General features: G+C 37.2%; 11 protein-coding genes and 2 tRNA genes. 8 read left to right on the forward strand and 5 right to left on the reverse strand.

What is annotated here, in order from left to right; translation table 11 throughout:
• Positions 1–127 precede the first annotated feature (127 nt).
• Positions 128–203, reverse strand: a tRNA-Phe gene (locus tag ACFILU_RS06885).
• A gap of 397 nt (positions 204–600) precedes the next feature.
• Between ACFILU_RS06885 and ACFILU_RS06890 the strand changes: the two genes are divergently transcribed.
• The 3 genes from ACFILU_RS06890 (at position 601) to ACFILU_RS06900 (ending at position 5096) form a co-directional block, all read left to right on the forward strand.
• Positions 601–1764, forward strand: coding sequence for a phosphoserine transaminase (locus tag ACFILU_RS06890; RefSeq protein WP_375630981.1), 1164 nt, complete (start codon positions 601–603; stop codon positions 1762–1764).
• A 384-nt stretch (positions 1765–2148) separates the two neighbouring features.
• The gene (locus ACFILU_RS06895; protein ID WP_273790353.1) at positions 2149–3438 is read left to right on the forward strand and encodes an adenylosuccinate synthase; all 1290 of its coding nucleotides are present in this window, start codon (positions 2149–2151) and stop codon (positions 3436–3438) included.
• Positions 3439–3674: 236 nt separating this feature from the next.
• The gene (locus ACFILU_RS06900) at positions 3675–5096 is read left to right on the forward strand and encodes a hypothetical protein (RefSeq protein ID WP_375654418.1); all 1422 of its coding nucleotides are present in this window, start codon (positions 3675–3677) and stop codon (positions 5094–5096) included.
• Between the two features lie 201 nt (positions 5097–5297).
• Here the strand turns inward: ACFILU_RS06900 and rpoH are convergent, their stop codons facing one another.
• From rpoH to ACFILU_RS06915, 3 genes are all read right to left on the reverse strand, one after another.
• Entirely contained in the window at positions 5298–6182 is an 885-nt protein-coding gene (gene rpoH / locus ACFILU_RS06905) for an RNA polymerase sigma factor RpoH (RefSeq protein WP_273790355.1), read from the reverse strand.
• 149 nt (positions 6183–6331) lie between these two features.
• Positions 6332–7336, reverse strand: coding sequence for an RluA family pseudouridine synthase (locus tag ACFILU_RS06910; protein ID WP_273790356.1), 1005 nt, complete (start codon positions 7334–7336; stop codon positions 6332–6334).
• A 29-nt stretch (positions 7337–7365) separates the two neighbouring features.
• Positions 7366–8796, reverse strand: a complete 1431-nt coding sequence (locus ACFILU_RS06915; protein ID WP_375675355.1) for an aldehyde dehydrogenase family protein — start codon at positions 8794–8796, stop codon at positions 7366–7368.
• Between the two features lie 476 nt (positions 8797–9272).
• Here ACFILU_RS06915 and ACFILU_RS06920 point away from each other — a divergent pair, with 476 nt between their 5' ends.
• Both ACFILU_RS06920 and ACFILU_RS06925 read left to right on the forward strand, forming a co-directional pair.
• Positions 9273–11846 (forward strand): DNA translocase FtsK, encoded by a 2574-nt coding sequence (locus ACFILU_RS06920; protein ID WP_375675356.1) that lies wholly within the window; start codon positions 9273–9275, stop codon positions 11844–11846.
• 828 nt (positions 11847–12674) lie between these two features.
• The gene (locus ACFILU_RS06925; protein WP_375675358.1) at positions 12675–14381 is read left to right on the forward strand and encodes an ATP-binding protein; all 1707 of its coding nucleotides are present in this window, start codon (positions 12675–12677) and stop codon (positions 14379–14381) included.
• Positions 14382–14399: 18 nt separating this feature from the next.
• Here the strand turns inward: ACFILU_RS06925 and mscL are convergent, their stop codons facing one another.
• Positions 14400–14807 carry a large conductance mechanosensitive channel protein MscL gene (mscL, locus tag ACFILU_RS06930; RefSeq protein ID WP_375675360.1) on the reverse strand — a complete coding sequence of 136 codons (408 nt, stop codon included), beginning with the start codon at positions 14805–14807 and terminating at the stop codon, positions 14400–14402.
• A 1206-nt stretch (positions 14808–16013) separates the two neighbouring features.
• On the opposite strand from mscL, the gene ACFILU_RS06935 reads away from it, so the two are divergent.
• The 3 genes from ACFILU_RS06935 to ACFILU_RS06945 all read left to right on the forward strand — a co-directional run bounded on the left by ACFILU_RS06935 (position 16014) and on the right by ACFILU_RS06945 (position 17921).
• Positions 16014–17096: a quinone-dependent dihydroorotate dehydrogenase gene (locus tag ACFILU_RS06935; protein ID WP_375630988.1), complete on the forward strand. Its 1083-nt coding sequence runs from the start codon at positions 16014–16016 to the stop codon at positions 17094–17096.
• A 137-nt stretch (positions 17097–17233) separates the two neighbouring features.
• Positions 17234–17310 (forward strand) — tRNA-His (locus tag ACFILU_RS06940).
• 401 nt (positions 17311–17711) lie between these two features.
• On the forward strand, positions 17712–17921 hold the full coding sequence (locus tag ACFILU_RS06945) for a hypothetical protein (RefSeq protein WP_375675362.1): 210 nt from the start codon (positions 17712–17714) through the stop codon (positions 17919–17921).
• The last annotated feature ends 1724 nt before the right edge of the window (positions 17922–19645 follow it).

Genomic DNA, 19645 nt, shown 5'->3' on the forward strand with positions numbered 1-19645 from the left:
AAATAAGGAGCAAATAAGAACAAATTAGGTAAAATTATATAAACTGTAGAAGGTGGTCTAAAAGGTGGCCTTAAAATAGCTATTTAAAGAAAAAATCTATATATTTCAATATGTTCAACACAAAAAGTGGTGCCCAGACGCGGATTCGAACCACGGACACGCGGATTTTCAGTCCGCTGCTCTACCAACTGAGCTATCTGGGCATGCTTCATAAAAAACATAAAGCGTTTGCGGTTATAACATTAAAATTTTCTCTGTCCAGTCATCAAAAGAAAAATAATTGATTTTTTAATAAGTTTATCTCCCTATTCTAGAGCGTTATCAATGAATATTTATCATAAAATAAATTTGATAGGTATATTGGACACTTTAGTGTATTGTTATTAGAATGCTGTCTTATCGTGGTGGTGATACGAAAAAAAATTAAAAGAATCAATCGAGAAGCATGATTAAGAAAGATTTTTTTATAAAGTTTCCGTGAATTTTAAGCATACGAAATAATAGACAACATTTTTGACTTTTTCTAAAAAGATTGTTGATTAGTCTTTATAATAATTTGTTTTTCTTTATAAAGAAAAAAACATCTAAAAGGGGAGAATAATGATAATGTTACAAAAACCAAGTAGTCGTCCCAATAATACTAATTTTTCTTCAGGTCCTTGTAGTAAACGGCCTGGTTGGACTCTTGATGTTCTTAAAAATGCATTAGTTGGGCGTTCACATAGATCTAGAGAAGCAGAATTAAAACTTGCTGAAGTTGTTAATTTAACCCGTGAGATTCTTGAGGTTCCTTCTGATCATCGTATAGGAATTATGCCCGGTTCAGATACCGGTGCTGTTGAGGCTGCTCTATGGTCTCTATTAGGTGAGCGTGGCATTGATATGGCGGCGTGGGAAAGTTTTGGATTTGGGTGGAATAAAGATGTTGTCGAGCAATTAAAGCTTTCTGATGTGCGTCGTTTTGAAGCTCCTTATGGTGAAATACCAGATTTAACACAACTTGACTTTGATCGGGATGTTGTTTTTACATGGAATGGGACAACTTCTGGTGTGCGTATTCCTAATGCGGATTTCATTCCGCATAAACGGGCTGGATTGACCATTTGTGATGCAACATCGGCAGCTTTTGCGCAATATCTTGATTTTTCAAAATTAGATGTTGTTACTTTTTCATGGCAGAAAGTTTTGGGAGGTGAGGCTGCACATGGTATGGTGATTTTAAGTCCTCGTGCTGTTGAGAGGCTTGAGAATCATGTTCCAGCTTGGCCTATGCCTCAACTTTTCTATATGACAAAAAATGGAAAATTGAACGAAGATATTTTTAAAGGAAAGATAATCAATACACCTTCTATGCTTTGTGTTGAGGATTTTCTTGATGGGTTGAAGTGGGCAAAGTCTCTAGGAGGTGCAGCGGCATTAAGAGCACGGGTTGAGAAAAACTTTTCTGTACTTGATGCTTTTGTTCGCAAAACGCCATGGTTAGAATATTTGGCAAAAGATCCTGAAGTGCGTTCTAACACCGCTATTTGTTTAGATATTGTGGATCCAGTGATTACTGCTTTGGATACGGAAAAGCGAGTATCTTTTATAAAAGCGGTTGTGAAACGTCTTGATGAGGAAGGGGTTGCTTATGATATCGGTTCGTATCGCGATGCTCCTCCTGGGCTTCGAATTTGGGCGGGTATAACAATTGAGGCTTCCGATCTTGAAATTTTGACACAATGGCTTGAGTGGGCGTTCCAAGTTGAAAAAGCACAGCTTTAAATAATTACTGGTGATTTTCACAACGTATTTTTAAACAAAAAAGGATACGAGAGATTATGATGATCTTTCGTATTCTTGTATCAGACAGACAGCATCTAAATATTACGTGAATTGTAAAAGATTAAGAGAGAGAATGAATGCTCTGTCAGGTGTTGGATACGCACAAATTAAAATCTCTATTTTTTTTACTTTGTTGTAGCAAAAATAACAGATTTAAAATATTTTGGTATTTGCTTATCTTTATTATCATAAATTTGAAAATTTAATCACTTGAAGATTGAGAAAAATCTGAAATGAGGAGTCGCACTTGCTCTAAGGTTTCGTTATAAAGAAGTGTTTGTTTTTGAATGCTGGTTTTTTTAACCAAACACGACGGAGAAAGTTATGGCCAATGTAGTTGTTGTCGGTACACAATGGGGTGATGAAGGCAAAGGTAAAATTGTAGATTGGTTATCTGAGCGAGCAGATATCGTGGTGAGGTATCAGGGGGGGCATAATGCTGGCCACACATTGGTTGTTGATGGAGTCAGTTATAAATTATCACTTTTACCGTCTGGTTTAGTGCGTGGCAAGTTATCAATTATAGGCAATGGTGTTGTTGTTGACCCTCATCATTTTGTTGCAGAAGTAAAAAAACTATGTGATCAGGGTGTAAAAATCACACCAGAAATTTTGCGTATTGCTGAAAATGCTCCTTTGATTCTTTCTTTGCATCGTGATCTTGATGCAATTCGAGAAAGCGGTTTATCTGGTTTAAAAATTGGTACAACAAAGCGTGGTATTGGACCGGCTTATGAAGATAAGGTGGGACGTCGTGCTATCCGAGTGATGGATTTAGCAGAAAAAGATACACTTATGGCTAAGATTGAGCGGCTTTTGAGGCATCATAATGCCTTGCGTCGTGGGATGGGTGTTGCAGAGATTGATTCTCGAGCACTTTATGATGAATTGATGCAAGTTGCGGATAAAATTTTGCCCTTTATGGATTGTACGTGGCGTCTTTTAGATGAAGGTTATCGAGGAGGGAAACACATTCTTTTTGAAGGTGCGCAAGGTGCTTTATTAGATAATGATTTTGGAACTTATCCTTATGTAACGTCATCTAATACAGTTGCTGGGCAAGCATGTACAGGTTCGGGGATGGGACCTGATGCAATTCATTATGTTTTGGGTATTGCAAAAGCTTATACTACACGCGTTGGAGAAGGGCCGTTCCCGACAGAGCAGATAAATGATATTGGTGAATTTCTGGGAGTGCGTGGACATGAATTTGGTGTTGTAACGGGTCGAAAGCGTCGATGTGGTTGGTTTGATGCTGTCTTAGTACGTCAGATGGTAACAATTTGCGGTGTTCAAGGTATAGCATTGACAAAACTTGATGTTTTAGATGGTTTGGATGAAATAAAAATTTGTATTGGTTATGAGCTTGATGGTAAAAGAATTGATTATTTACCTTCTTCCATGGGAGCTCAGGATCGGGTGAAGCCTGTTTATGCAACATTAGAAGGTTGGAAGGAAGAAACAGCACATGCATTGAGGTGGGAAGATTTACCAGTGCAGGCTATTAAATATATACGCTATATTGAAGAACTGATTAATACAAAAGTGGCTTTATTATCCACAAGTCCAGAGCGTGAAGATACTATTCTTATTACGGATCCCTTTGTTAATTGATTATTATTTTTAGATTTCTATATATGTTCTCTGTGCGTTTTTGTCTCTTTTTACAAAAAAGTTTTTAAGAGCACGTGAGAGAAAGGTGCAAAATAGCATTGTTTATTTTTCATATTCATTTTACATTATTGCGATAGTTGTACCAATATTAAGTGGCAATCAATTTAGAAGGCTAAAATAAAGTTTTTTGGCTTTACTATTGATTTTTTCTCAGTTTAAGAGAGATTATAGAGGAAATGGTAGATTTCGTTGGAATCTTAAAAAAGACAATTAATGCACAAAATAATATTACACCACAAGTGCGTAAGCGGATTTATAAGCGTGCTACCGAAACACTAGAACATCAATTTTTAACAGCAAAAATACCACAAGCAATAGCGGATGAACAGAGAAAGATTCTTCAAAGTTCTATTGCAACTGTTGAAGGAGAATATTTAGCAGTTGAAAAGAAGCGGCTTTCTTCAGTTATTGGGTGGAATCCCACAAATATAAATGAAGATAAGAAATATACAAAAAAAACTATATTACCAAAGAATAATGAATTTTCAGAGATAAATATAAAAAGAAAACAGGATTTTGTTACGCGTTCAAAGGATAACAAGGTATTTGATGAGCTTTGTGTATCAGATATACCAGATGCAGAGCCTGTTAATATGGAGGCTGATGTGCCTTCTCAGCATGTTAATAGCAGTGTGTTAAAGATTTCTCCTTCGCAGGAAGATAATCCGCATATTGTTTCGCACATTTTTTCTCAGGCTTTACGTCGTGCTAATAAATCGTTAGTGCAAAGGCGTATTGTAATAAGTGCTGTTTCTGTTGTTAGTTTTGTTGTTTTAATTGTTGGTATTTTTTTTGTTGGTGAGCGTGTATTTGTATCAAATGATCATCAGTTTTTAGAAGAGAATCTTCAAGCTTCTCACAGAGTACCAAAGGCATTTCCAATTAAGAGAAAGTTAACACAACGCTTATTAGAGGATGGAAGTGAAATTGATGTTGGTTTAAAACAAGCGATAGATTCTTCGGATGAAGAAGTACTCTCAACAGTTGTTGATAGCAATTTGCAATCGCTTGAAAAATCAGGTGAAGCTGTTTTCTATCAAGCACGTACAAATTATGATGCAGAAAAGATAGCAACGGGAAGTGCTCGCTGGACGCTTATAAAAGAATCTCAAGTGAAGGGGGCTCCAGAAGAAACAACTATACAAGGTGATATAACAATTCCTGATGAAGGGGTATCATTACGGTTAATTTTACGTCGTAATACCGATCAGTCATTTCCTGCTGCATATATTATGGACCTTGTTTTTATTCTTTCTGATAAATTTTCAGGTAAAGCTATAAGCAATGTTCAAGCATTAACCTTTAAAGCAAGTGAACAATCCATTGGACAGGCTTTAACAAGAACCATTGCTGCAAAGATTAACGATGACTTTTTTCTTGTCGCATTGAGTGGTAATCATCCATTTCTTGATCGAAATTTACAATTGATGCGAGAATTAGATTGGATGCGTTTGGTGTTAACGGATAAAAACGGGCGTATAAGTGAATTAACCTTTGCAAAAGGACCAACAGGTAAGTCTATTTTTAATGAAGTTATTGGACAATGGCTTGCACAACAAGATAAGTTAACAGTTCTTGGTCAAAAAAATAAAACATAGATGCAAAAAAATAAACGGCTGTGAAGAATTTTCTACGACCGTCTTTATCAATTATATACCAAATATATTCAATAAAGCTTTACATATCAATAACTTAAAGAATTCGATAGGCTAATTTACAAGTATAAAGCCAAGGCATGCTTTTTTTCATTTTCACATTTAAAGAATGTGCAAACCATTGGCTTTATTTAACTCTAGGTTTTATACTTGACTTTGAGATAAAGTAGAATCTTTGATAGAGTTTTGCACTTTTTCAAATGCACGCATTTCAATTTGTCTTACTCGTTCTCGACTAATATTAAATTCACCAGAGAGTTCTTCTAGGGTTAGTGGTACATCGTTTAAACGACGCGCTTTAAATATACGCTTTTCGCGTTCATTGAGATTGTCCATGGCATTTATGAGCATGGAACGGCGATTTTCTAATTCACTTTTTTCAATTAAAATTTGTTCTTGATCGTTAGATTCATCCACCAACCAATCTTGCAACTCACTGTTTTCCCCTTCTTTTGTTCGAATTGGTGCGTTGAGTGAAGTATCACCACCAAGCCTACGATTCATTGATACAACTTCATCTTCTGTGACATTCAACTGGATTGCAATTTTTTTCACTTGTTCTGCATTGAGATCGCCACTATCAAGTGCTTGAAGTTTACTTTTTAACTTACGAAGGTTGAAAAACAAACGCTTTTGATTAGCTGTTGTCCCCATTTTCACCAAACTCCAAGAGCGCAATACATATTCTTGGATTGATGCTTTAATCCACCATATTGCATAGGTCGCAAGACGAAAACCCCGCTCTGGTTCGAAACGTTTAACAGCTTGCATGAGTCCAACATTGCCTTCTGAAATGACTTCCCCAATGGGAAGTCCGTAGCCCCGATATCCCATCGCGATTTTAGCTACGAGACGCAAATGGCTGGTTACTAGCCTATGCGCAGCTTTTAGATCATTATGCTCACGGTAACGCTGAGCTAACATATATTCTTCTTTTGGCTCAAGCATTGGAAAACGACGCACTTCTTCCAAGTAACGGTTTAAACCACCATCACCTGTCATTACTGATAATAAATTCATATGGGCCATATAGCACCCTCCTTTTGTTTGAATTCCCTGATAAGGCAAATTCTATGTTTTAGATAGCTAACTATCCTCATAACCTCACTCTAGCATATTTTTCAATTTTGTTCAAAAAAAGATATTTTATTGTGAAATCTTGCAGAAGGGGAAAAGTTTCAATTCATTTTTTTAAAAAGTTTAATAAGTTTAGCCATATCTTGAGGCAGTGGTGCGGAAAACGACATAACTTTACCGGTAGAAGGATGTTCAAAAGTAAGACTTGCAGCATGGAGTGCATGTCGGTTGAATTGATCGATTGCATTTCTAATAGTGGGGTTGAATGTGTTTGATTTTGTTTTAAAAGCGTTTCCATAAACTGTATCGCCTATGAGTGGATGCCCAATATGAGTCATATGAACACGGATTTGATGGGTGCGTCCAGTTTCCAAGCGACATTCCAGAAGGCTAGCAAAAGATGTTGAGTCTGCATGAGAGCCATATTTTTCAAGCAGAGAAACATGTGTAACAGCATGACGAGCATAAGGGTTTTGGTTATGGATGACAGCTTGCTTTGTCCGGTTATGGGGCGAACGGCCAAGTGATGCATCAATTGTCCAGACATTGCGCTGAGGTGTTCCCCAAATCAAGGCATGGTAGCGTCGATCTAATGCGCAGGTACGTCCATGATCAGAAAATTGAGCACTGAGACTTTTATGAGCTAGATCATTTTTTGCAACAACCATAACACCGCTTGTATTTTTATCAAGACGATGGACAATGCCAGGGCGTTTAACACCACCTATACCAGATAAACTATTCCCACAGTGGTAAATAAGGGCATTAACTAATGTACCGGTCCAATTGCCATTCCCAGGATGAACAACAAGACCAGCTGGTTTGTTAATAACAATGACATGATCATCTTCAAAAAGAATGTCCAATGCAATGGCTTCAGCGCTAGGTTCTGCATCACGAAGGTCAGGCATTTCCAATTCAATTATTTGGTTAGGTTTTAATTTTGTTTTTGGTTCCTTTATGAATTGACCATCAATTTTAAGACAGCCTTCACGGATGAGGGTTTGCAAACGCGAACGTGAGAGCACATCATGATATTGTTTTGCGAGCCACTGATCAAGACGTTGCCCAAGAGCACCTTCATCCGTTATTTTCTGTATTACCATACGATTCCTATTAAGTTTTTAATAAGATTTTACCAGTACGAAATTGCTTTACTATCAAGAAATTCTTTAATTCCCCAATGTCCTCCTTCACGAGCGCGCCCAGAAAATTTTACACCTCCAAAGTAGCTTCCACTGGGTAATCCATGTCCATTAACTTCTACCATACCAGAGCGTACTTGTGCCGCAATACGACGACATTTGTTGCGATCTTGCGATTGAATATAGTTTGTAAGACCATACTCAGTCTCATTCGCTAAAGCGACGGCTTCTTCTTCTGTACTAAAAGAAAGAATCGAGAGAACTGGACCAAAGATTTCTTCTTTAAAAATACGCATATGAGGTTTTACATCAGCAAAGACTGTTGGACGGACATAATAACCGCGTTCCATTCCTTTTGGTAAACCAGTCCCGCCTGCAACAAGAGTTGCACCTTCATCAATTCCCGATTGGATAAGATCTTGAATTTTATCATATTGTTTTTTTGAAACGACAGGTCCAATATGATTTCCTTCTTGGCAGTTTGGTCCTACTTTTGTTGTTTCTGCAATATCTTTGGCTATTTTTATGGCTTTGTCATAGATGCTCTGTTCCACAAGCATACGAGTCGGTGCATTACAACTTTGTCCACTATTATAAAAGCAATGTCGTGCACCACGTTGAATAGCATCTGAGTCGGCATCAGCAAAGATAATATTCGCTCCTTTTCCACCAAGTTCCAGACAGACTCTTTTTAAAGTAGCGCTGGCATTTTTAGAAATATCTTTTCCTGCTCTAGTTGAACCAGTAAAGCTGATCATTTCTAAATCTGGATGTGCAGAGAGGTAAGAGCCGACAGTCTCACCATCACCATTGATTAAATTAAAAACACCGGCTGGAAGTGCGGCTTCATCTAAAAATTCAGCAAAAAGCATAGCAGAAAGAGGCGCAATTTCAGAGGGCTTTAACACCATGGTACAGCCAGCCAAGAGAGCAGGAATAACTTTAAGAGTTACTTGATTCATGGGCCAATTCCATGGCGTAATTAATCCTACGACGCCGATAGGATCGTAGTGAAGGATTGCTTGCTCATTTCCCTTTATTAAAGTTTCTTGGAACGAAAACTCTTTATAAGCTTCGATAAAATTGCGAATATGGGAACTTCCGGTTGCAGTTTGCGCATTAAGCGCCATATCAATTGGTGCTCCCATTTCCATTGAAATGGTTTTTGCCATGTCTTTGGAACGTTTTTCGTAGATCTCTAGAATTTTTTCAACAAATCCAAGACGCTCATTTGGTGACGTTGTTTTCCATTTTTGAAACGCTTCTTTAGCCGCATTAATTGCTTTATCGGCATCTTTTGTACTTCCAAGGCTAATGACAGCACAAGCCTCCTCTGTTGATGGATTAATGACGTCAAAATCGTGAGGAATGCTTGGCTCATCCCATAGACCATTGATATAAAATTTCCGTTTATTAAACATAATTCACTCCCTTTTTTCTATTTGTATTTATGTAATTATGATTGTCTTAGTCTAAGCCTTTTTAAACGAGGATAACAAGGGTAATCTTATAAAAACGCGAGAAATTAGATTATATCGTGATAATTGAGCATGGAGAATTCAATAGAGCAATGCTCATTGTATTATTGAGACTAGGTATTATTGAGACTAGTTTCTCTTATGCAAAGGGAGAGAAAGAGAGGCATAGACAATTTTCTTGAAGCTTTTTTATCATGAAGTTTTCTTCAAAACAAATGAAATACAAGCTCTATGACACCATAAACTGAGCAATTTATATCGTAAATATGCAAAAGGCAGATTATGAATATGTATTATGGCATTATTTTTTTCATTAAAAAGTAACCATCAGCAAAAGGTTATTAACCTTCGTATGATAGTTTCTACGAATTCTTTTTGAAAAGGTTATTTTTCTCATTGCTATAAATTTGTTGGGTGCCATGCATAATTCGAAAACAAAATCTATTTCTACGTCTTCTTTTTCTGATGATAGTACGGAAGGTGCATCAAGAGAAGATTTATCTGTTAAGATTACTGAGATATTTCCTTATCCGGAAGTGTGGAAAAAGGCATTTGCCCTCGGAAAAAACGTCCGTTTCACGAGAACCCCAGAAGTTGAGATTTTGCGTCGTCGTATAGAAACAGATCCAGTTTTTGCAAAACAGTTTAAAATTTTTACGAAGCAAGATCAAAAAAAAATTACAGATGCAGATATTGTACGTTGTAACAAGAAAACAACCAATATTCTTTCGACAAAAAAAGTCATTAATCCTCAATCAATAGAGAATAAAACATCAGTTTGTCATTCAACGGTTCTGAAGCAGTTGTCACGACAAGCTATTCATATGCCGTCAGCAAATATTCCACTTGAGGAGGATGAACAAGAACGTAAATTACAAGTGGAAAATGTGCTACAAAAAATAAAACCTGCTTTGCATCTTTCCGATGATGCATTTTTTGAGTGTGAATCTTTGATATTTGAACATGTGGAGACTCAAACGTCAAAAGAGGATGGAATATCAATTGATACGACAAATGAAATTACACCGGATATTCCCACAGCCTTTGATGAGTCAATAACGGCTCTTTACCGTGTTCTTGAATTCCGCTTTCCACAACTCTATGATTCAATTACATCAGAATCTCCAGCGGAAAGGATGCGAGGCGTTGAGAAAATTTCTGATTTAATGCATACAAATAATGATACTACTAAAGAGAGTCATTCTAAGCTTTCTGTTGAAGATTCTGCTCATACGTTAAGTAATACAGGGGTGTTAAGCGATGCAGGGGCGAGTATAGAGACTGAAAATAGCAATAATACTGTCGCCAATAATACTGTTGATTGTATAAACAAAGCCGTCACAAAGAATTCAAAAGATTTTTCTGTGATGCAAGCAAACAGTAAAACTAAAACATTGCAATCTACTCGTATGCCATTAGGTAATTATGATTCTGCTTTTATGCAAAATATTCAATCTATTGACTGTGATGTTTATGAATTTCCTCCGATCAACTTATTACAGGAACCTGTTTTTCATGAAGGTACGATGATTCCTCAAGAAACATTAGAACGTGGTGCTGGACTTTTGGAAAGTGTTTTGGAAGATTTTGGCATTAAGGGTGAAGTTATCCATGTTCATCCAGGGCCAGTGGTAACAATGTATGAATTTGAACCCGCCGCGGGCGTAAAGTCATCGCGCGTTATTAATCTTTCTGATGATATTGCGCGTTCTATGTCTGCTATTTCTACACGCGTTGCTGTAATTCCTGGACGTAATGTTATCGGGATTGAGTTACCCAATGCGGTTCGTGAAACCGTTTATTTACGGGAATTAATCCAAACACGTTCTTTTCGTGAAAGTGAATTTAAACTTGCTCTTGCTTTGGGGAAGGGGATTAATGGTGAACCGGTCATTGCAGAATTAGCAAAAATGCCTCATTTATTGGTTGCAGGAACAACAGGATCAGGCAAGTCTGTTGCAATTAATACAATGATTTTGTCGATTCTTTATCGTATGACACCAAAGCAGTGTCGTTTGATCATGGTTGATCCTAAAATGTTAGAGCTTTCTGTTTATGATGGCATTCCACATCTTTTAACACCCGTTGTCACAGATCCCAAAAAAGCAGTAACAGCTTTAAAATGGGCGGTTCGTGAAATGGAAGAGCGTTATCGCAAAATGGCTAAGTTGGGTGTGCGTAATATTGATGGTTTTAATGCACGCGTTGCACTTGCAGCTCAAAAAGGCGAAACGATCATGTGTACTGTTCAGTCGGGTTTTGATAAGGAAACAGGGGAAATGCTTTATCATGAAGAAGCCATGGATCTCACGCAGCTTCCTTATATTGTTGTGATTGTTGATGAGATGGCTGATCTTATGATGGTGGCAGGGAAAGAGATAGAGAATGCCATTCAGCGCTTAGCGCAAATGGCGCGTGCGGCAGGTATTCATCTTATTATGGCAACGCAACGTCCTTCTGTTGATGTTATCACAGGTACAATTAAAGCAAACTTTCCTACCCGCATTTCTTTTCAAGTAACATCAAAAATTGATAGTCGTACGATCTTGGGTGAACAAGGTGCTGAAACGCTTTTAGGTCAGGGGGATATGCTTCATATGGCAGGTGGTGGACGCATTGTGCGCGTTCATGGACCTTTTGTCTCAGATGAAGAAGTTGAATCCATCGTTGCACATCTTAAAATGCAAGGAAAACCTGATTATTTGGCAACGGTAACGGATAATGAAGACGATAACAAAGAGGATACTTCTGCTGATTCAGCTGCTGAAATTTCTGAGGAAGAAAATTTTGATGAAGAGGGTGAGGAACTTTATAACCAAGCTGTAAAAATTGTTATGCGTGATAAAAAATGTTCAACATCTTATATTCAGCGCCGACTTTCAATCGGCTATAATAAAGCAGCTTCTCTCGTCGAGCGGATGGAAGAAAAAGGCATTGTTGGAGCCGCTAATCATGTTGGAAAACGTGAAATTTTACTCAATGAAGGAAAATAAACAAACGCATTTAAAAATATGCAATTTTTTAAATATCTGACAGTTATTATTTAAATGTGCTTGTTTTATTTTTTTATATAATATTAAAAATTTAAATGGAGAGTAATAAAGCAAAAGCGATCTTTTGTATTAAGACTTCTGATGAGGTAAACAAGCTGATATCAAAGGAGATTATGAGATATTTTAACATTTCTAAATGATCTGGAATATAAAGAAATTAAACAAATCTTTATATGAAGACAGATAATTTGTGTTCTCTTTTTTACAGAGAAAATTTTTAATAAAATAGTGCGGTGGTATATTTTTTGTTTGTTCTTTTGTAGCGATTCTAATGAAAGAAAGATCTTTGTATGAATGCCTTTAAATGCCAAGAACTATTGGGTAACATTAGGGGCTGAAATTAGTATAATGATGGTGCTAACCAGCTCTTTTATAAGTATAAAAATGGTAATGCACAATGCCTTGATATCCTCTATAGGGACTTTTACATTACACCATTTACAGATGACGTCGTAAAATAAGCTTGGGGATCTTGGGAGATGTCTTTTCAAAAAAGGCGCATGAATGTGTAAAATAAGTGTATTCTTTTTGAGTACTATTTATGCGAGGGAGATGTTACCATTATTGTAACAAGATTTATTACATAATGGGTGAATAAGCAACAAGAGCTGGAAGCTTCTTTTTATTCTTGTTTTGTTGATGAAACAGTCAAAATTTTGCTACAGACAATTTATATGAGATATCAAGTTATTTTAACCAGAACAGATAATTGTAAACAAATTAGCATTATTCATTTGAGAGTAAATCCAACACTTTTTAGTTTTAGTTATGCCATTAAAAGCAGATGAGTTAAAGTTAAATACAAATGAATTAAAATCTCAGCAAGAAGCTTTTCGTTTTACACCAGAGCTTTTGCCACGGCCTTTTACGTGGGAAATCGATCACAATGGTTTGTTTTGTGAAGTCTCAAAAGAGCTAGCTGAAGTTGTTGGCCCTCTCTCTTCCTCTATTTTAGGGTGTAGTTTTCATGAACTTGCTCATCAATTTAATGATGATCGATATCTGGTTCTCAGTCGTTTTATTGAAGCGGCTATGCCTTGGAGTAAAGAGATTGTTCAATGGCCTGTTGATGGTTGCTTACAATGGCTTGATGTTGAATTGTCGGCTTTGCCAATTTTTGATGTTAAAAAGCAGCTTAAGGGGTTTCGTGGCTTTGGTGTTTTAAAAATACAAAAAAAAGTCCAAGAAAAAAGAAATGAAAAGCTAGAAACAGAAATGCCATGTCTTACGGAGATAGAACGCTCAGCTTTTCGTGAAATTGCAGAGCAATTGCGTGATGAATTGAATTCATCGGTAAAAGAAGAAAATTTAGTTGAAGAAACAGCTATTCAGTTACCATATGCACAAACATTGCCGGTAAATGCTATAGAACAAGCTCTCGTAAAAGAGCCCGTTGCAGTTTTATCATTGTTGGATACAGCAACAGATGGTGTTTTATGGTTGGATGAAGAAGGCTTTATTCAATCAGCGAGTAGGGCAGCCTTAGCATTAATGGGTTATGAAATAAATGAACTGCGAGGACAGCCACTCTCTTCATTATTTACTTTTCAAAGCCGACTTTTGGTTGAAAAATATTTTAAATCAATCCGCATGGAGGGAAAAAATCAGGTTTTAAATCGCAGAGAAACAGCTGATTTAATGACGAAAAATCATAAAAATATAACCGTTTTGATAACGATTGTATTTTTGGCAAAGCAAGGAAATTATGCTGTTATGTTGCGTGATAGGACACAAACAGTTCCGTCAGGAGAAAAAAAAGCAGAAGAGGATAAAATCGTTGGAGTTGTTCATGAAATACGAACACCTTTGAATGCTCTTATTGGTTTTGCAGAAATTATGAGAGAAGGCCGTTTTGGTTCGATAGAAAATGAGCGCTATCATGGATATTTACGCGATATTATTTCCTCTGGAAAACATATATTATTGCTGATTAATCAATTACTAGAGTGCTCGAAGATAAATTATTCTGGTTCCGATAACCAGATTGATTCTTCCCTTATTTCTGAAACATTTGATGTGATATCTTGTTTACGTGCGACGATAGCTTTTCTTGAGACTCAAGCCAATCAGAACGGTATTATCATGCGTATTGTTGCTCCACCTCATGTTCCATTTATTCCTGTATCACAACAAGTGTTTCGCCAGATTATATGGAATCTTCTTTCCAATGCTATTCGTTTTACACCTTTGGGTGGACAGATTATTGTTCACGTTTCTTATAGAAAAGAACGTGTAAAAATTTCAGTGAGTGATAATGGTATAGGGATGAACGAAGAAGAGATTATACAGGCACTGCAACCTTATGGTCAAGTAGAGCGCAAGGATGGCCGATCTGGTGATAGCGCTTTTATGGGAACAGGTTTAGGGCTCCCAATATGTAAAGCAATGGTGGAAGAAAGAGGGGGACAATTTTTACTGTTCTCCAAACCCAATTACGGAACAACTGTGGAAATGTTTTTTCCTCGTGTTCCATGATGTAAATCTTGCATAAAATTATTTTTTCTTAGCCAAAAGATCTCTAATTTCTGTTAACAGTTGTTCTTCTGAAGACGTTTTTTGGGGGCTTGCTTCTTCTTTTCTACGGATTTTATTCATAGCTTTAACGAATAAAAAAAGCACCCAAGCAATAATGAGAAAATTGATAAGTAAAGTAATAAAGTGTCCATAGCTAATGGTTGCTCCAGTTGCTTTGGCGGCACTCAATGTTGCTTGTTTTTCGCCAGCAAGTTGAATAAACATATTAGAAAAATCAATTCCACCTGTAATCAATCCAATGATTGGCATAAAAATATCATTGACAATTGAGTTGACCAAGCTACCAAAAGCACCCCCTATAATCACACCGATAGCAAGATCAATCATATTACCTTTTAGGGCAAATTCTTTGAATTCTTTAAGCATTGCATTTTCCCCTTTATGTAAGTGATATACGGTAATTTATTTACCGCTTTTGATGAAAAAGGAAAGGGCAGATTTTGTTTTTATGATTATATTACAATATTAATATTATTTTCAAAGACTTTATAAGGTTTAATAAAGAGCTTTAGGGTTCTATTTGGATTTTAGGGCTTTATTTGAATGTACATAGAACTTTTCCTAGAAAAAAGCTTTTTTAATAAAAACTATATCTGCTTTTTCAACAGAAAGTAGAAAACTGTAGCTGAATTTATATAATTGCCTCAAGATTTTTATGTTAACATTAAAAAGAGAGATTTTTACACAATACCACAGTAAAACTTATAATTTAATTCCTCTTAATTTAGTAAGCGATAATAGAAATTAGGAGGGCATTATGGCTTATCTAAAAGCTATTTGTACTGGGTTGCATGAGCTAAAATGGAGATAATTCCGATGGAAGAAACACATTTCATCTGCTGGAAGATTGTATCAGTTTATAAATAGCAGAGCTCTAGGGTTTGCAAGATCATTTTGGTTTGGAAGTCGTTGGTATGATAGGTGTGAGTTCAACAATCAACTGTCATTACTTAAAATATATGTTAGACAGAGCACTTAATAGATGCAAAATTGTATTTAACGCATCAGAAATGGCAAAGGAAACAACGCAGATTCTTCAAAATTCTATCAATAGAGTACAAATTGATTGAACATTCTGTTGCTAATAAATGGTGCAACAATAGTATGAATTTAGATGTTTTTATGAACCATGTATCCTATAAATGCTAGGAAAAAAATAGCTTTATAGAACAAGCTTTGTTTCTGTTGGAAACAATATTACACAGAGGAACTTTGGGAATAGAGGGCATTTGCATGCATATTTAAGAGAATTATGAGCTTGCCTGCATAAGATGCCACAAAACCATGACTATGGTAAAGAGCCATTGATGTTTCAATTCATGCTGCATTTTATAAGATTAGGACTCATATTTTAATCTTTAAAAAATGTCGAAAAAGAGAAACATTTTTTAAGAATAAAAAGTTCTTTACACAGTATATATCAATATAAACATGTATGGCTATTATATGATGATTTTTCTTCTAGAAGGGGAATATTATTTGGATAATATGCTTTCTTTGATTGGAAATCTTTTGTGTTAAAAGATATAGGTGAGGTGCGATGGATCATTTTTATGTTGTGGAGAAGGATTAATGAGTTTTTTTCGTTGTATTGGCCGTTCTGCCTTATTTATGTTGGATCCAGAGCAAGCACACGGTTTAGCGATTCTCGGGCTGAAAAGTGGATTAAATGGTTGTCAAAAGGTTATCGACAAACGTTTGTGTGTAACTGTTGCTGGTCTTGAGTTTGAAAATTTTATTGGTCTTGCAGCGGGGTTTGATAAAAATGCAGAGGTTGTAGATGGTATTTTTCGTTTAGGATTTGGTTTTACTGAAATTGGGACAGTGACACCAAAGCCTCAGATTGGAAATCCTAAACCACGGCTTTTCCGTTTAAAAGAAGATGAAGCGATTATTAATAGAATGGGTTTTAATAATGACGGACATCAAGTTGTTTACAATAGATTGCGTGCGTGTAAAAAAACTGGTGTTATAGGAGTCAACATTGGAGCCAATAAGGATACGGTCGATAAGATTGATGATTATACTGTTGGTATTGTTCATTTTTATGATGTTGCTGATTATTTTACGGTTAATATTTCTTCTCCTAATACACCAGGTTTACGTGATTTACAGGCCCGTGACAGTTTGCATCTTTTGTTGAGTGCAGTTTCGAAAGCGCGAAATGAGCAAGAGAACAAGCATGGATTCTCCATTCCTATTTTTTTAAAAATTGCTCCCGATTTATCAGAGAAAGAATTAGATGATGTTGCTGAAGAAATAAAACTTTCTGATTTTAATGGACTGATTGTTTCTAACACAACTCTTTCACGCCAGGGGCTTAGCAATAGTCACTTCAGTAATGAACAGGGTGGGCTTTCTGGACGTCCACTTTTTGAGCGTTCTACTATTGTGCTTGCAAAAATGCGTAAAAAATTAGGGAAGGAGATTGCAATTATTGGTGTTGGCGGTGTAAAGGACGCACAAACCGCTTTGGAAAAAGTAAAAGCCGGTGCAGATTTAATTCAATTATATAGTGGGATGGTTTATGAAGGTCCAGATCTTGTCATAACTATTCTGCAAGAGATTTTGCAGATGATGCAACAAGATGGAGTTGATAACATAAAAAGCTATCGTGATCATAGTCTTGAGCATTGGGCAAAATTTCCTTTGTAAAAAACGCTTTTTTCTTCACAAAAAATTGCGAGATTTTTTTAAAGGGGCTTGCAAACTTTGTTGATCTTCCTTATGTCACATAAGCGTAAGAATAAATGTTTACGAAATCGTGAACAGTTATGATACATTTATTTTATGCGGTTGTAGCTCAGTTGGTTAGAGCGCTGGTTTGTGGCACCAGAGGTCGTAGGTTCAAATCCCACCAACCGTACCATTTATCTTGTTACAACTTTTCTAATTCTTATTTTTGGCGTTTTGTGAGGCGGTTAAAAGCCGTGCTTGGCGGGCTTTTTTGCGTTTGAGCCGTCACGGAGCAGAGACCTTGCGCGGGTGATTTTATGCGTTTTTTGCCAAAAATGGCCAATTTATCTAAAAGAGCGGAGACTTTGTTGCAGAAGGCATTGACTCATTTTCCCCTTTGTTTTCAAGCTGTTATAAAAATAGCCCTTTCTGAAGTTCGAATGCACCTCATGGGGAGCAGACAAGATACGAACCGACGAACTTCATTGAGAAGACATTATAAGTCGCATCTAATCCATTGTTTATTATGCACAAACTTGTTATTATGGCAGAATATAGCATCTTATATTTATTCTAGCGTAGGGGAGCGCCGATATGACGATTATAGCGGATGAGAAGAAGATAGAAGGCTTGAGCCAAAGCCCACAAGAGCAAGACGTAGATAAGTTAAAGACCGCCTTTCCGCAATGTTTTCGGGAGGGCAAGCTGGATATAGATCAGCTTTTAAACCTATGCGGTGAATATATCGACAATGATTTTGAGAAGTTTAAGTTTGAATGGAAAGGCAAGGGAACAAGTCTATAAAACTTGCGCAAAAGCCTTCCTTGGCAACGTTGCGGCCTAAGTTTGATGAAAGTGTAGACTTTGACAACACGCATAATGTCTATATCAAAGGCGATAATCTCGAAGTCTTAAAGCTTATCCAACGGGCTTATTTTCAAGATGTCAAGATGATTTATATTGACCCACCCTATATAATACGGGGAATGATTTTGTTTATGAAGATGATTTTAAAGCCCCCCTAGCAAGATATAAAGACGTGACGCGCCAAACGACAAAATCGAACCCCGAGACAATGGGGCGGTTTCACACGGCGTGGCTGAATATGATCTACCCCGCGGCTCAGATTAGCGCAGAGCCTCTTGCGTGATGATGGGGTAATCTTTATCTCGATTGATGATCATGAAGTGCATAATTTGCGCAAAGTCTGTGATGAAGTGTTCGGCGAAGAGTATTTTATTGCGCAATTGGTGTACCAAGAGCGACGTCATTTCTGCACTAATCGGTGGGTTTTGTGCCACTGGCCCCGTGCATATGGGAGCCTGAAAATATGCTATCATGCGACTTTCTAGTGTTCTCCATGAGATTGAAGCCGGGAATCTTGAGGCGGCGGTAACGCATTATTGCAAAGACAAACCCTGGTCAGGGTTTGGTCACCCGATTATGCAACGGGATGTCCGAGTTGATTTCTTTTTTTCACGCTTTCAGGTGCCTATGCGCCCCTTCAGTTCGCTTGCGCGATCTATTTCGGACAATACAGGACTGCAACCCAATGTCGATTTTCTAATTGCAAACATCGGGCTTCTCCTGAGCTGGGATTGTTGGCTTTTTTCGTTTGTCGTATGCCGATACTTCTCGCGCACTATCAAGCGCGGTTTAGTGCTCATTCCTTCGGTTTATCATCAAAGGATTTATGAAAAAAATATAAAAAGGTCCCCAAATTATGGCTATAAAGCATCACACCGAGCCAAATTTCTTGGGTATATGTCAGAGTATCACCTTAACCGCACCGATGCGTGCTTGCGGGCAAATCGATATTTCTCACTGGAATTTAGCCCATAACTATTTGAAACAGGGCTTGTTACTCGAAGCCTTGCATCAGTTTTCAGTTCGATTCGCCACCATGGTGGCTAAAAACTCGGATCTCACTTATCGCTATCTCCCTGTTATGGTTGAACAGTTTTTCTCTTCCACCCATTTTGATAGCGATCGGTTATGCGTTGAAGGACATATTGAACGCATTAATGAGGCCTATCGTATTCACTGTAAGGCTAGCACATATGACAATGGAAAGGCCGTTATTGCGCAGGCAATCATCATGGTCAGTAAGGTCTGCTTCCTTGGCTCGTGTTCTCAGAAAGTCGCTCTTCCATTACTAGGCGATTTATATAAGATTTCCTCCGTAACCGGAGATTCTTGTACTTTTTCCTTTAATGCGCATCACCCGCTTTTTGAGGAACATTTCCCCTCCCGCGCCGTATGTCCTGGTTCACTATTGATTGAGATGGTTCTGGCTTTAGCCACGCAGGGTAGGACGAAAAATATCGCATCTGTTGCGCTGAAAAAAGTAAAGTTCATTGAAGCAGTTTATCCGGGAGATACCTATCAGTTGACCATTAAACAGGATACAGAGTATGAACCGGGTGGCGTTTTTTATATTCATACGGAAACTAAAAAACGAAGCACTTGCGGTAAGTTTTCTATCAAATATAAAAAGGAGGATGCNGTCCGGCAGGGAGAACCCGTGA

Origin of the sequence: Bartonella sp. CL100XZDX (genome assembly GCF_042195375.1) — a bacterium.
In the GTDB taxonomy this organism is placed as follows: Bacteria; Pseudomonadota; Alphaproteobacteria; order Rhizobiales; family Rhizobiaceae; genus Bartonella.